The sequence below is a fragment of the Nocardioides dokdonensis FR1436 genome, from assembly GCF_001653335.1.
GTDB lineage: Bacteria > Actinomycetota > Actinomycetes > Propionibacteriales > Nocardioidaceae > Nocardioides > Nocardioides dokdonensis.
Genome location: NZ_CP015079.1, coordinates 1,008,669 through 1,021,917, shown reverse-complemented (window position 1 = coordinate 1,021,917; position 13,249 = coordinate 1,008,669). Strand labels below are relative to the sequence as shown.

General features: G+C 72.7%; 11 protein-coding genes and 1 tRNA gene. 5 read left to right on the top strand and 7 right to left on the bottom strand.

Features of this window, described 5'->3' with window-relative positions:
* Window positions 1-19: 19 nt before the first annotated feature.
* Window positions 20-478, top strand: a complete 459-nt coding sequence (locus I601_RS04925; RefSeq protein ID WP_068107018.1) for an RrF2 family transcriptional regulator — start codon at window positions 20-22, stop codon at window positions 476-478.
* Between the two features lie 21 nt (window positions 479-499).
* On the opposite strand, the gene I601_RS04920 is transcribed toward I601_RS04925, so the two are convergent.
* Entirely contained in the window at window positions 500-1,630 is a 1,131-nt protein-coding gene (locus I601_RS04920; protein ID WP_068107016.1) for a hypothetical protein, read from the bottom strand.
* Between the two features lie 147 nt (window positions 1,631-1,777).
* Between I601_RS04920 and I601_RS04915 the strand changes: the two genes are divergently transcribed.
* Complete coding sequence (locus I601_RS04915; RefSeq protein ID WP_084528009.1) at window positions 1,778-2,263, top strand: nuclear transport factor 2 family protein; 486 nt, start codon at window positions 1,778-1,780, stop codon at window positions 2,261-2,263.
* A gap of 462 nt (window positions 2,264-2,725) precedes the next feature.
* Here the strand turns inward: I601_RS04915 and I601_RS04910 are convergent, their stop codons facing one another.
* The 4 genes from I601_RS04910 to I601_RS04895 form a co-directional block, all read right to left on the bottom strand.
* Window positions 2,726-3,403, bottom strand: coding sequence for a DUF2461 domain-containing protein (locus I601_RS04910; RefSeq protein ID WP_068107014.1), 678 nt, complete (start codon window positions 3,401-3,403; stop codon window positions 2,726-2,728).
* Window positions 3,404-3,434: 31 nt separating this feature from the next.
* Window positions 3,435-3,896: a DUF5994 family protein gene (locus I601_RS04905; protein WP_068107013.1), complete on the bottom strand. Its 462-nt coding sequence runs from the start codon at window positions 3,894-3,896 to the stop codon at window positions 3,435-3,437.
* A gap of 37 nt (window positions 3,897-3,933) precedes the next feature.
* Window positions 3,934-4,006: transfer RNA gene (locus tag I601_RS04900), tRNA-Gly, on the bottom strand.
* 37 nt (window positions 4,007-4,043) lie between these two features.
* Window positions 4,044-4,817: an SGNH/GDSL hydrolase family protein gene (locus I601_RS04895; protein ID WP_068107011.1), complete on the bottom strand. Its 774-nt coding sequence runs from the start codon at window positions 4,815-4,817 to the stop codon at window positions 4,044-4,046.
* Window positions 4,818-4,887: 70 nt separating this feature from the next.
* Here I601_RS04895 and dcd point away from each other — a divergent pair, with 70 nt between their 5' ends.
* From dcd to I601_RS04880, 3 genes are all read left to right on the top strand, one after another.
* Window positions 4,888-5,463, top strand: coding sequence for a dCTP deaminase (gene dcd / locus I601_RS04890; RefSeq protein ID WP_068114395.1), 576 nt, complete (start codon window positions 4,888-4,890; stop codon window positions 5,461-5,463).
* Between the two features lie 17 nt (window positions 5,464-5,480).
* Window positions 5,481-5,819 carry a TraR/DksA family transcriptional regulator gene (locus tag I601_RS04885; protein ID WP_068107007.1) on the top strand — a complete coding sequence of 113 codons (339 nt, stop codon included), beginning with the start codon at window positions 5,481-5,483 and terminating at the stop codon, window positions 5,817-5,819.
* 90 nt (window positions 5,820-5,909) lie between these two features.
* Window positions 5,910-6,869, top strand: coding sequence for a type IV toxin-antitoxin system AbiEi family antitoxin domain-containing protein (locus I601_RS04880; protein ID WP_068107005.1), 960 nt, complete (start codon window positions 5,910-5,912; stop codon window positions 6,867-6,869).
* Between the two features lie 32 nt (window positions 6,870-6,901).
* Here I601_RS04880 and I601_RS04875 read toward each other — a convergent pair whose 3' ends face one another.
* Together I601_RS04875 and I601_RS21080 are read right to left on the bottom strand one after the other, a co-directional pair.
* Window positions 6,902-10,615 carry a (Fe-S)-binding protein gene (locus I601_RS04875; RefSeq protein WP_068107003.1) on the bottom strand — a complete coding sequence of 1,238 codons (3,714 nt, stop codon included), beginning with the start codon at window positions 10,613-10,615 and terminating at the stop codon, window positions 6,902-6,904.
* 127 nt (window positions 10,616-10,742) lie between these two features.
* Window positions 10,743-13,238, bottom strand: coding sequence for an amidohydrolase family protein (locus I601_RS21080; RefSeq protein WP_068107000.1), 2,496 nt, complete (start codon window positions 13,236-13,238; stop codon window positions 10,743-10,745).
* Between the last annotated feature and the right edge of the window lie 11 nt (window positions 13,239-13,249).

Here is a 13,249-nt window from a genome sequence, read left to right as displayed (position 1 = left end):
CGTCTGAGACACTGGACTCATGCGAGTTTCCGCCAAGTCCGACTACGCCCTGCGGGCGCTGATCGAGATGGCGGGCCGGACGGACGGCAAGGCGGTGAGCGCCGAGGAGATCGGCCGCGTGCAGGACATCCCCACCGGGTTCCTCCAGTCGATCCTCGCCGACCTGCGCCGCGCCGGGGTCGTGATGTCGCAGCGCGGCCAGTCCGGAGGCTGGCGGATGGCCCGCGACGCGGCGGGCGTCTCGGTCGCCGACGTGATCCGGGCGGTCGACGGCCCGCTGGTCTCGGTCTACGGGCTGCGCCCCGAGGCCGTGGAGTACAACGAGTCCGCCGAGGTGCTCCAGCACGTGTGGATCGCGGCGCGCCGCTCGCTGCGCGACGTCTTCGAGCAGGTCTCCATCCGCGAGCTCGCGGACCGCGACCTGCCCTCGGAGGTCACCGAGCGGACCGCCGACGAGGACGCCTGGCAGTCGCACTGACCCTGGTCCGGGCTCCTGTGCCTAGGAAGCGGCGACGGCGGTGGCGAGCCGCGCCTTGAGCGAGGCCTTCTTGCGCGTCAGCTTCTCCACCCGGGCCTCGAGGTCGCCGGCGTGCTCGCGCAGGCGGGTCGTCTCGACCAGCAGGTCGGCGAGCGCGTCGGTGGCCGCGGTCAGCCGCTCCTCGGTGCTGCTGCTGCCGGCGGCGTACGGCGTCCCGGTGGCCCAGGGGGAGGGTGGCGCGAGGTCGGCGGTCGCGCCGGTCACGTCGTAGCCGCCCTCGGCCAGCGCCTTGGCCCAGGCCTCGGCGAGGTCCACGAGGTCCTCGTGCCACGACGACGACAACCCGGCGGCGCTGCCCGGCACCCGCGCGCGCAGCTGGTCGTGGAGCACCGCCCGGGCGGCGTGCACCCGGGCCCGCTCGTCCACGGCCCGGTTGACGTGGCGCAGCACCTTGAGCCCGGCCGGGCCCAGGGTCGACCGCTCGGGATCGCGCATCGCCACGGCGTCGGCCTCGACGCCCGCCAGTGCGGCGACGACCCGCCACGTGGACTCGGTGCGGTCCTGGCCCGGGGTCGGGACCACGACGTGCACCCGGTCGCTGCGCCGCAGCGCACCGGCCCAGCGCTCCAACACCGGACCGACGTCGTGGGCCGCCCAGAAGTCGCCGGCCTCGACGGTCTCGCGGCCCGGGTCGAGCACCCGGCGCGCGTAGCGGCGCAGCGGCAGCGATCCGCCGCACCGCACGGACGCGGCCCAGGCGTCGACGAGCTGGGAGGCCGGGTCGTGCAACGTCACGACGACGTGCACCTCGAAGCCCCCCAGGGAGTCCAGGAGCAGCGCGATCTGGTCCGGCGACGCGCCCGCGAGCAGCTCCTCGCTCACGACCACCGCAGCGTGTGCGGTGGCGCCCTGCTTGCGGGCGCGTCGGACCAGATCGGCCCAGGCGCCCTCGACCTCACGCCGGTGGTAGCCCCAGCTCTTGTGCAGCCGGCGCAGCTCGATGGCGGCGCGTCGCGACTCGTCGGGGTGGCGGGCCGGGCAGCGCACGCCCAGCTCGGCGAGCCGGTCGCGGTGCTCGGCTAGGCCGACGGCGAGCCCGTCGGCCCCGCTGTGCTCGAGCCCGACGTGGAGGACGAACCTGCGCTTGCTCATGACCCGGACGCTGGCAGGCCCCGGCGGCGGGCCGGTGAACCCGGGGTGTCGGCTGCGCGACGGACGTACGACGGTCCGCGGCTCCGGCGCGCGCCTGACCCGACGTCGCACTAGAACATGTTCCAGTTCGGTCCTACGATGCCGGTCATGACCAGCATCCAGCCCAGCGCCACGCAACCCAGCGCGATCAGCTCGTCCGCCGTCGAGTGGCACGCCGCGCTCGACGAGCACCCGGCGCGCCTCGCCTCCATGCGCTCCTACTCCGCGGTCGCCAAGGGCGACCTCGACGAGTGGCTCACCGTCTACGCTCCCGACGCCCTGCTCGAGGACCCGGTCGGTCCGTCCATGTTCGACGAGGAGGGCACGGGCCACCGCGGCCACGAGGGGATCGCCGCGTTCTGGCGCCTGGCCATCGAGCCGATCGACTCGTTCCGCTTCGTCATCCGCGACTCGTTCGCCAACGGCTCGACCTGTGCCAACGTCGGGACCATCCACACCGCCTTCGCCGACGGCGGCTCGACGTACACCGACCTGGTGATGGTCTACACCGTCGACGCCGAGGGCCTGGTCACCTCCATGCGCGCCTTCTGGGAGCCCGAGCGCACGATGGCGACGTACGCCGCCGGCAGCTGAGCACCGGGGCTCACGACCGCAGGGCGCGGCCCGGGGCACCGTGGTGCGATGACGTCCACGACTCTCCTCCTGGCCCGGGTGCCTGGCCTCCTCGTGACCGGCGCCCTGGCGACGGGCGGGTCCTTCGTCCTGGGCTTCGCGGTGATGACCGACTGCACCAACGACTACAGCTGCAGCGCGGCTGCGTGCGGGCCGTGCTCGGCGACGAGCGCGCTGCTGATCGGCGGCTGGCTGCTGCAAGGTGGGCTCTTCGTGCTCGCCGTCGCGCTGTTCCTGCCGCCGGTCGTGCGGCGCATGCGCCGGCCCATCCTGCTCGCGCTGGCGCTCGCGGTGCCGGTGGTCTCGGTGCTGTCCTTCGCCGGGGTCGTGTGGGCGAGCGAGCACTCCTACTGCCGCCCCGACCAGGAGCGCCGGGGGCGGGAGGACTACTGCGACGTCGGGGCCGGTGCGCCGGCGGTCGCGTCAGTCCTGGCAGTGCCGCTGCAGCCACTCCACGAGGGGGCGCAGGGTCTGCCAGTCCTCGCGCACCAGGTCGAGCGCGGCCGCGGTGTGGATGACCGGCTCGAAGCCGTGCGAGCGACCGAGGGTCAGCGACTTGTGCCGCAGCAGCTCGATGCGCGCGTGGTCGGCGTCGAAGCCGCGTGGTGAGGTCTTGAGGCGCTCGCCGCCCAGCTCGAAGCCCTGCTCCACCAGCCCGGCCACCAGGCCCTCGAGCTCGGGTCCGGTGCGGTCGTGGGCCACCGCCTCGCGGAACGACGCGAGGCGGGTGCCGGCCGCCTCGTAGAACCCCGCCCCGGTGCGCAGGCCGCGGGGCGACAGCTCGACGTACCAGCCGGTGGCCGGAGCGACCTGGACGAACGCCCCCTGGTGGGTCTTGTACGGCGTCTTGTCCTTGGCGAAGCGCACGTCGCGGAAGGGCCGGAAGATCTTGGCCTGGCCGAACTCGGGCTCCAGCGCGGTGCACAGCGCGGTCATCGGGGCGCGCACCGACTCGGCGTAGACCGCCTTGTGGGCCTCCCAGAACGACCTGGTGTTGTCGACCTCGAGGTCGTCGTAGAAGTCGAGGGCGGCGACGGGGAAGCCGGTGAACTCCGCGGCGCCCGCCTGCGCGCTCGCCCGGCTCGTCGGTGGGGGAGTCATGGCCCAGAGCCTAGATCGCGGTCGGATGCCCTCAGCTGCTGCCGGGCAGCCAGTGGTCCTCGACGCGGGACTCGTAGCCGCCCTCGACGGTGTCGAGCAGGTCGGCGGCGTCGTGGCGGTTGCCGCTGGTGGCCGCGGCCAGCAGCGCCTCCTCGCCCTGGTCGGGGCTGAAGTCCGGCGGCACCACGAGCAGCCGCCAGACGGTGTCGTCGGCCAGCGTCAGCTGCACCAGGGCAGGGTCGGGATCCGGGAAGCGGTCGACGTCGACGTGACCTGCGGCGACCTGCAGGGATCCGGTGGGCGGGTGGTCCCAGTCGGTCGGGGAGTGGAGTGCGCCGACCACCGGGGCGAGGTCGGTGGGGAGGCCGTCGACGAGCCGGCGCAGCTCCGAGGCCAGGTCGCGGGTGTGCGGCCACCAGCCACCGTCGAGGTGGTCGCGACCCGGGTGCGCTGCGAGCCGCAGCCGCAGAGGGTGCGTGGGGGCCGTCGACATGCAGGGTGCCTCTCGACCGTGACACGGGGGGAAACGGAGCGGACGACGAGACTCGAACTCGCGACATCGACCTTGGGAAGGTCGCGCTCTACCAACTGAGCTACGTCCGCACGCACCACCGAGATGGTGCGCCGCCATGCTAGACGATCAGGCGTGGGCCGGTGCGATCCGGGTGTACTCGGGGTAGCGCGGCGCCATCCCGTCACCCGAGGAGCGACCGGTCAGACGACGGTGCACCCAGGGGACCAGGAAGGTGCGGGCCCAGGTGGCGTCGGTGCGCAGCCGCTCGTGCCACGGCACCGGGCCGTGGTCGGGCAGCGGCAGCGCCGCGAGGTCGTGCGGCACGCCGAGGGTGTCGAGCACCTCGATCGCCATCCGCTGGTGGCCCGCCGGGCCCATGTGCATGCGGTCGGAGTCCCACAGCCGCCAGTCGGCGTACTCCTTGAGGTGCCAGTAGTCGACGACCCGGGCGCCGTGGCGGGCCGCGAGGGCGCGCACCCCGTCGCTGTAGCGCCGGAAGCGGTCGTGCACCAGGCGGTAGGTCGCCGAGTGGCCGGGGTCGGCCGAGGTCCACACCAGGACCTGGGCGCCGGAGTCGGTCAGCCGCGCGATCGCGTCGCCGTAGCGGGTGAGCAGGAGGTCGAGGTCGACCCGCGGGCGCATGATGTCGTTGGCGCCGGCGTAGATAGTGACGAGATCGGGTTCGAGGGCCAGTGCCGGCTCGATCTGCTCGGCGAGGATCCCGTCCAGCTTGCGGCCCCGGATCGCGAGGTTTGCGTAGGCGAAGTCCGGGTTGCCGGTGGCGAGGACCTCCGCGACGCGGTCGGCCCAGCCGCGCAGGCCGTGGGGGCGTGAGGGGTCGACGTCGCCGAGGCCCTCGGTGAAGGAGTCGCCCAGGGCGACGTAGCGATCCAGGCTCATGGACCCATTGTCGCTGTCCCCGGCGCGGACACAGGGGTGAGGAGGCGGCGTCGACGGTAGGTTGGGCCTCGTGCTGCTCAGCGACCGCGACATCATGGCCGAGATCGACGCCGGACGGGTCGCCCTGGACCCCTTCGACCCCGCGATGCTGCAACCGTCGTCGGTGGACGTGCGCCTCGACCGGTTCTTCCGGGTCTTCGAGAACCACAAGTACCCGCACATCGATCCTGCGGCCGACCAGTCCGACCTGACCCGGATGATCGAGCCGGAGGGTGACGACGCGTTCATCCTGCACCCGGGTGAGTTCGTGCTGGGCTCGACGTACGAGGTCGTCTCGCTGCCCGACGACATCGCGGCTCGGGTCGAGGGCAAGTCGTCGCTGGGCCGGCTCGGGCTGCTCACCCACGCGACCGCCGGCTTCGTCGACCCCGGCTTCAGCGGGCACGTGACCCTGGAGCTGGCCAACGTGGCCACGCTGCCGATCAAGCTCTACCCCGGCATGAAGATCGGCCAGTTCTGCTTCTTCCGGCTGTCCTCGCCCTCCGAGCACCCCTACGGCTCGGCGAAGTACGGCAGCCGCTACCAGGGTCAGCGCGGGCCCACACCGTCCCGCTCGTTCCAGAGCTTCCACCGCACCCAGATCTGACCCCCGACCGGCTCGCCGTGCCCACCACCCCCACCCGCGCCCGGCTGGAGGCCGAGCGCGACGAGGTGCTGGCCCGGACCGATCGGTTGCGCGCCGACCTCGATGCGTTCCGGGCCGCGTCGGAGCGCGACAACGCCGACGACGAGCACGACCCCGAGGGCGCCACGATCGCCTTCGAGCGCTCCCAGGTCGCGACGCTCCTGCGCGAGGGCGAGCGACGGCTCGCCGACCTCGACGCCGCGCTCGAGCGCGAGGGCCGCGGCACGTACGGCGTCTGCGAGCGGTGCGGGCGCCCCATCCCGCCCGCGCGCCTCGAGGTGCGTCCCTCGGCGCGGACCTGCGTGGGCTGCGCCTAGCCCACCCCCGTCCGGACCCTGCGGCACCGTCGTCCACAGGGTCGCCCGAGCGCGGTGACGGGAGCGGCGTACCGGGGCAGGGTCCCGGGCATGGACGAGACGAGTCGACTGCTGCGTGACCAGGCCGGGGTGGTGGCGCGCCGCCAGCTGCTGGCCCTTGAGACCACCGACGCCACCGACCTGGCGCGGATGCGGCGTCGTCGCGAGCTGGTCGAGGTGCATCGCGGGATCTACGTCGAGCACACCGGTCCGCTCACCTGGCAGCAGCGGGCCTGGGCGGCGGTGCTGTGGGCGTGGCCGGCCGCGCTGTGCGGGGAGTCGGCCCTGCGGGCCGCAGACGGTCCGGGGCGGGCGGACCGGGAGACCGACGTGATCCACGTGGTCGTCGACCGCGACCGGCGGCTCGAGCCCCCGCCCGGCGTGGTGGTGCACCGCCGGGCCGGGTACGCCGACCAGGTGCGGTGGAACCTCGGCCCGCCACGGCTGCGCTACGAGGAGGCCGCCCTCGACCTGGCCCTGGCCGCCCCGGACGACCTCGCTGCCGTGGCGGCACTCGCTGACGCGTGCGGGTCGCGGCGCACGACGGCGCAGCGACTCCTGGCCAGCCTCGATGCTCGGCCCTGGGCGCGGCGCCGGGACTGGACGCGGCGGGTGCTCCAGGACGTGGCCGACGGCACCTGCTCGGTGCTGGAGCACGCCTACCTCGAGCAGGTGGAGCGCGCGCACGGTCTGCCGGTGGGGTCTCGTCAGGTGCTGGCCCGCTCCGCAGGACGGACCATGTGGCAGGACGTCGCCTACGAGGAGCTGGGCCTGCTGGTGGAGCTCGACAGTCGGCTCTTCCACTCCTCCGTGCGGCAGCGCGACCGGGACCTGGACCGGGATCTCGACCAGGCGGTGGACGCGCACGAGACGCTGCGGCTGGGCTGGGGCCAGGTCGTCGACCGGCCCTGCCGCACCGCGGCCCGGGTCGGTGCCGTCCTGCAGCGCCGGGGCTGGACCGGCATGGTCTCTCCCTGCGAAAAGTGTGGAGGCCCCGATCAACCAGGTTGATCGGGGCCTCCACACTTTCGTTCAGCGCGCGCTCAGAGGTCGAACAGCGACGAGGTCCCCTCGATGTCGGCGTCCGTCTTGGGCGTGTGCGCGGCGCCGCTCGAGGCCGGCTTCGGAGCAGGCTCGGCCGGCTCCTCAGCAGCGGGCTCCTCGGCCGCCGGTGCCTCCGTCGCAGGCTCCTCGACGGCAGGCTCCTCGGCCACGACCTCGGCCTCGGGGGGCTCGGGGGTCTCCTCCGCCGTTCCGGCCGCCTGGGTCGCCGCGGCGCTCAGCGCTGCGCCGGGGGAGACGTCGTCGGACGTGGACGCGGACGTGGGCGCGGTGGCCTTCTCGGGCTCCTCGACCGGTGCCGCCGCCTCGGGCTCCGGGGCCGGTGCTGCCGCCTCGGGCTCCGGGGCCGGTGCTGCCGCGGGCCGCTCGACCGTCGTGGCCTCCGGGGCCTCGATGTCGAACAGCGACCCCAGCCCGTTGACGTCCACGTCGGTCTTCGGCGTGACGGCCGATCCCGACGACGCCGCGGCCGGAGTGGCCGTGGTGGCCGCCGGCTCCGGGGTCGGCTCGGGGGCGGGCTCCGGGGTGGCCTTCGCCTCGGGCTCCGGCTCCGGCTCCGTCTCCACCGCAGGCTCCGGCTCGGCAGCCGGGGTGCTGCTGGTGGACGGCGCCGACGGCTCGGGGGCGGCGATGTCGAAGAGCGACCCGCCACCCGAGAGGTCCGTGGACTGGGACTTCGCTGCCGGCGCGGCCTCGGTCTTGGCCTCGACCTTCGGCTCGGCGGGTGCCTCGGCCTTCGGCGCAGCCTCCGCCTTCGGCTCGGCCGGGGCCTTCGCCACCGGCTCCGCGGCGGGGATGTCGAAGAGCGACCCGCCGCCCGAGAGGTCGGTGGTCTCCGCCTTCGCGGCAGGCGCGGCCTCGGCCTTCGGCTCGGCCGGCTCCGCCTTCGGCGCTGCCTCGGCCTTCGGGTCGGCCTTGGCCGGCGCCGCAGGCGCGTCGCCACCGAGGTCGAAGAGCGATCCGCCACCCGACAGGTCGGTGGTCTCCGCCTTCGCGGCCGGCGCGGTCTCGGTCTTCGCCTCGGCCGGCTCCGCCTTCGGCGCAGTCTCGGCCTTCGGGTCGGCCTTGGCCGGCGCCGCAGGCGCGTCGCCACCGAGGTCGAAGAGCGACCCGCCGGAGGACTCCGGCTTCGCGGCCTTCGCCTCCTCGGCGGCCGGCTTGTCCGCGGCCGCGGTGTCCGGGGTGTCGAAGAGCGAACCGCCCGAGGTGGCTGCCGCCGGCTTGTCGTCGGCCGCCGCGGCGTCCGGCGAGTCGAACAGGCTGGAGCCGCCGCTGGCCTTGGCGGCCGGCCCGGCGTCCTGGGTCTCGACGACCGTGTCCTCGGTGATGGTGGCGTCACCGGCCTCCGGCTCGGCCTTCGTGGCCTCGTCCTTGCCGGACTCCTTGCCAGAGTCCTTGTCGGCGGTCTTCGCGGCGGGTGCCGCAGCCTTCGCCGCGGGAGCAGCGGCCGCGGACGAGCCCGGGGCGGCCTTGGTGGCCATCTCGCCCTTGACCGAGGCGAGCAGCATCTGCGCGACGTCGAGGACCTCGACCTCCTCGCGCGCCTCGCCCTTGGACTGCTTCATGGTCAGGCCGTCGGAGAGCATCACCCGGCAGAACGGGCAGCCGACCGCGATCTGGTCGGCACCGGTGCCGATGGCCTCGGTGGTCCGGTTGACGTTGATCCGCTCGCCGGTGTTCTCCTCCATCCACATCCGCGCGCCGCCGGCGCCGCAGCAGAAGGAGCGCTCGGAGTTGCGCTCCATCTCCACGACCTCGGCGCCGGGCAGCACCTGGAGCAGCTCGCGCGGCGGCGAGTAGACGCCGTTGTGGCGACCGATGAAGCAGGGGTCGTGGTAGGTGATCGAGCGCTTGTGCGCGCCGGCGCCGTCCTGGACCGGGGTCAGCTTGCCCTCGCGGACCAGGCGGTTCAGCAGCTGGGTGTGGTGGGTCACCTCCAGCTCGATCCCGAACTCCTTGTACTCGTTCTTGAGCGTGTTGAAGCAGTGGGCGCAGGTCGAGACGACCTTCTTGACCTTGTGCTCGGTCAGCGTCTCGACGTTCTGCATGGCCAGGCCCTGGAAGACGAACTCGTTGCCGGCGCGTCGCGCCGGGTCGCCGGTGCAGGTCTCGCCGTTGCCGAGGACCCCGAAGGAGACGTCGGCCATGTGCAGCAGCTCGGCCACCGCGCGGGTGGTCTTCTTGGCGCGGTCCTCGTAGGCGCCGGCGCAGCCGACCCAGAACAGCCACTCGACCTCGTCGAGGGACTCGATGTCCTCACCGACAACCTTCACGTCGAAGTCGAGGCCCTTGGCCCAGTCCATGCGCGCCGAGGGCGACATGTTCCAGGGGTTGCCCTTGTTCTCGAGGCCCTTGAAGAGGCCGTTGAGCTCGGCGGGGAAGTTCGACTCCACCAGCACCTGGTGCCGGCGCATGTCGATGATGTGGTCGACGTGCTCGATGTCGACGGGGCACTGCTGGACGCAGGCACCGCAGTTGGTGCAGTTCCACAGCACCTCGGGGTCGATCACGGCCACGCCCGAGTCGGGCATGTAGAACCAGTCGTCGCCGGTCTCGCCGACCAGCGGGCGCTCGACCTCGGTGGCCAGCGCGGTGTCGCCCTCGAGCAGCGCGGCGCGGTCGCCCTCGGCGGCCTGCAGGTACGGCGCCTTCGCGTAGGCGTGGTCGCGCAGCGCGGTGATGAGCAGCTTGGGCGAGAGGGGCTTCTCGGTGTTCCAGGCGGGGCACTGGCTCTGGCAGCGACCGCACTCGGTGCAGGTGGTGAAGTCGAGGATGCCCTTCCAGGAGAAGTCCTCGATCGCGCCCACGCCGAGGGCGGCGTCCTCGTCCAGGTCGTCGATGTCGTCGAGGCTGACGCGCTTGCCCTGGTTGGTCAGCGGCTTGACCGCGCCCAGCGCCGTGGTCGCGCCGTCGGTGTCGCGGCCGGTCGACTCGCGCTTGAACCAGATGTTGAACCAGGCGGTGAAGCGGTGCCAGGCGACGCCCATGGTCAGGTTGGACGAGATCACCATCAGCCAGGTCATCGCGAGGACGACCTTGATCATGGCGATGAAGATGATCGTGTTCTCGAGGGTCTCCACGTTGTCGGCGCCGGTCGCGAAGAGCGCGTCGCCGAAGAAGGAGGAGATCGGGAAGTTGAAGCGGCTGATGTCCTGGCCCTCGGCGAGCCCGAGGTTGTACTCCGCCCCACGGATGAACAGGATCGCCGCGCTCTCGATGAGCACGAACGCCTCGACGAAGTAGGCCTGCCACTGGGTGGAGCCGAAGAAGCGGCTCTTGCGGCCCTGCGAGCGGGGGTGGTTCAGCTGGCGGTGGACGGCCAGGAACACGATGCCGATGGTGCCGAGGAGGCCGAGGCCCTCGCTGATCCACTCGTAGAGGAAGAAGTGCCCGATGATCCAGAGCTGGAAGTGCGGGTCGAAGAGCTGCACGAACCCGGTCGCCACCGCGGCGCTGAGCACGATGAACGCCGCGTAGATGAACCAGTGCATCACCCCGATCCAGCGCCACTGCAGCATCCGGGTGTGGAGCAGCGACTCCTTCAGCAGCGTGACGGTGCGGCGTACCGGCTCGTCGGTGCGGCTCAGCGGCGTGCCGACGCGGACGGTGGCCAGGATGGCGCGCACTGCCCGGGTCGTCATCACCACGGCGACGGCCGTGAACGCTAGGGACACCACGATGGCGAAGGTCTGCATGGGCACGTGCTCCTCGGGATCTGGTGCGCGCAGCTACTGCACGCGTGCGTGAGCCTAGGGCCCCGCGACGGTGCCGTCAGGCGCCTCCCGGGGTGTGGGAGATCGTACCGGGCGGTAACTTGGGGGGTCAGCCCCGGCGTACGCCGCGCAGCTTGCCGCCGCGGCTGAAGGTCGCGGTCATCTCGACCTTCTTGGCGCCCTGGCGGGCGCAGAAACCGAACGAGCGGCCCAGACGCGTGTAGGGCTGACCCACGACCTTCATCACCCCGGTGGTCGACATGCCCCGCTCGAGCCGACGCTGCACGGTCGCGACCGGGAGCCGCTCGCCGGGGTTGCGGCAGGAGTCGGGGGCGATGCCGTAGGCGCGCTCCCACATCTGCAGGTAGCCCTCGGCGCCGCGGGCCATGTCGGCGAGCACCGCGCGGCCGTCGCCCTCCTGGGAGTCGGCGACCCGGCGCAGGTCCTCCATCCAGTCGGGGTAGAGGCCGTACTGCGCGACGCCGTCGATGTTGATGTCGTAGACCCGCTCGCCGGCGCGCTGCTGGCGCACGGTCACCCCGTTGAGGCCCTTGAAGGGGTAGGTCACCGGGTTGGTGACGTCGGCACCGCGGGGGTCGCCCTGGGCGCCGAGGCCGTTGATGTCGGCGCCGTAGCCGAACCCGAAGTAGTAGCGCGGGTCGGCCCAGCCCTGGTGCTGGCGCCACTTGTTGACGAAGCCCGTCGAGTCGCCGGCGTACGGCGTGATGAACCCGCCGAGCTCGTAGATGCGGGGGTAGGAGTCGGGGGTCGACCACGAGTGGCTGGACAGCAGCCCGTGGTAGCCGAGCTCCTCGATCTGGTCGATCGCCTGGATGCGCGCCTTGACGCTCATGTGGTCGGGGTCGAAGACCATCTTGCGGTCCACGAGCCCGTTGATCGTGTGCTCGCCCAGGGTGGTCAGGCCGCGGGCGTTGCAGTGGTTGGTGCGCGGGTACAGCGGCAGTGCCGGCAGGTTGATGGTGCTGAACAGCTGGCCGATCGCGCCGAAGAGGGCGTCCTGCTGCTCCGCGGAGATCTCCGGCGCGGCGAGGGTCTGGTTCCTGTCGTGGTTCTCGGTGTCGCCGGGGGTGCAGGTGCGCATGTCCCAGAACGTGCCGGTCTCGAGGAAGTTGGCGGCGTTGACCGCGACGCCGGTCTCCCCGGCGTCACCGGCGATGCCGGACAGGGCGTTGTCGAACTTGTTGACCAGCTCCATCTGGCGCACGCCGAGGTCGTGCATCTCGTCGAGCTGGGCGTCGATCTTCTCCGCATCGCACTGGGCGAGGTCGCCCCCGGGCAGCTTCTTGAACGTGCAGCCGAACGGCACCGAGGTCTCGATCCCGAGGATCACCGCCATCTTGCCCTGGTTGATGACCTTGCGGGCCTCGAAGGGGCTGGTCACGATCCGGTAGAAGCCCTTGCCGGGGCCGCCGAACTGGGCGTCGACGTAGTCCTGGAACTCGTAGGTGCGCTGGGCCTGCAGCCGGACCGAGTCCATGTCGTCGCACGAGTTGCGCTTGAGCGGGTAGAGCTGGCAGAGCTGGTTGTTCTCGACCAGCAGGTTGGTGAACAACCGCTGCCCGCCGCGCCAGGCGCGCTCCATCCAGCGGTAGTAGGTGCCCTCGTGGGTCAGCGACGCGGGCGCCGGCCAGTCCTTGAAGGTGGGCCAGCCGACCGGGTCGTGACCGACCTCGCCGGACAGGGCGGTCTCGAGCAGCGCGCCGTACCCGCCGGTGAGGGTGTGGTCGTCGCAGTCGGTCAGCGCGACCTCGGCGCCGAACCGGTCCCAGGGCTTGCCGCAGTGGACCTCGCCGCCGAGGAACTCGTAGGCCATGTGGTGGGTGTGCGCGTCGACGTAGCCGCGGACCTCCTGGAAGGGGGTGACGCCGGCGTGCGGCTTGCCCTGGACGTCGACCCCGGCCTCGGGCCAGGTGGCGCAGCCCTTCGCCCGGGTGAGCAGGAACTCGCGCTCGCCGTCGATCTGCAGCGGCAGGCCCTGGCTGCTGAAGTACATCCGACCGCGCTTGAGAGTGGCGGTCCACACGGTGCTGTCGCTGGGTGTCGTGGCGGTGCCGCCGCCGCTCGCCAGCAGGGTCTCGTCGGGCCCCAGGAGGAGGTACTCGCCCAGGCCGGTGGCCTGGAAGTACGTCGGGTCGCCGCCGGGCACCAGCGTGTAGCAGCCGCGGGCCATGGCGTAGCGGGTGCGCGGGTGCTGGGTGCGCTTCGGGTAGGCCGGGGTGGTCCTCAGCCTCGGGTCGCGTCGCGCCCGCTCGGCAGCGACGTACGCCGCTGCGGCGGTGCGCTCGGCCGCGGTCGTCGGGTCGCGGGTCTCGGCCCCGATCTCACCGGCCCGGGAGACGGCGTTCTTGGTCGACGGGTCGACGTCGAGGCGGACCTCGTGCCCGTCGGCGTCGGTGAAGGGCAGCGTGCCCTGGCCGCTGGCGGCCTCGTGGACCGCCTGCAGGCCGCCGCGCGCCTGGGGGCCGGTGCGGGACGTGCCGGGGTCGGCGACGACGCCGGGCAGCACCACGGCCGTGCCGACCACCAGGGCGGCGCCCAGTGCGGTCCAGGCCAGGCGACGGGTGGCGGGCTGGGTGCGGCGCATGCAGGACCTCC

Coding starts and splice junctions, on each gene's coding strand:
- I601_RS04925 (WP_068107018.1), top strand. CDS start 20: ATGCGAGTTTCCGCCAAGTCCGACTACGCCCTGCGGGCGCTGATCGAG.
- I601_RS04920 (WP_068107016.1), bottom strand. CDS start 1,630: ATGAGCAAGCGCAGGTTCGTCCTCCACGTCGGGCTCGAGCACAGCGGG.
- I601_RS04915 (WP_084528009.1), top strand. CDS start 1,778: ATGACCAGCATCCAGCCCAGCGCCACGCAACCCAGCGCGATCAGCTCG.
- I601_RS04910 (WP_068107014.1), bottom strand. CDS start 3,403: ATGACTCCCCCACCGACGAGCCGGGCGAGCGCGCAGGCGGGCGCCGCG.
- I601_RS04905 (WP_068107013.1), bottom strand. CDS start 3,896: ATGTCGACGGCCCCCACGCACCCTCTGCGGCTGCGGCTCGCAGCGCAC.
- I601_RS04895 (WP_068107011.1), bottom strand. CDS start 4,817: ATGAGCCTGGATCGCTACGTCGCCCTGGGCGACTCCTTCACCGAGGGC.
- I601_RS04880 (WP_068107005.1), top strand. CDS start 5,910: ATGGACGAGACGAGTCGACTGCTGCGTGACCAGGCCGGGGTGGTGGCG.
- I601_RS04875 (WP_068107003.1), bottom strand. CDS start 10,615: ATGCAGACCTTCGCCATCGTGGTGTCCCTAGCGTTCACGGCCGTCGCC.
- I601_RS21080 (WP_068107000.1), bottom strand. CDS start 13,238: ATGCGCCGCACCCAGCCCGCCACCCGTCGCCTGGCCTGGACCGCACTG.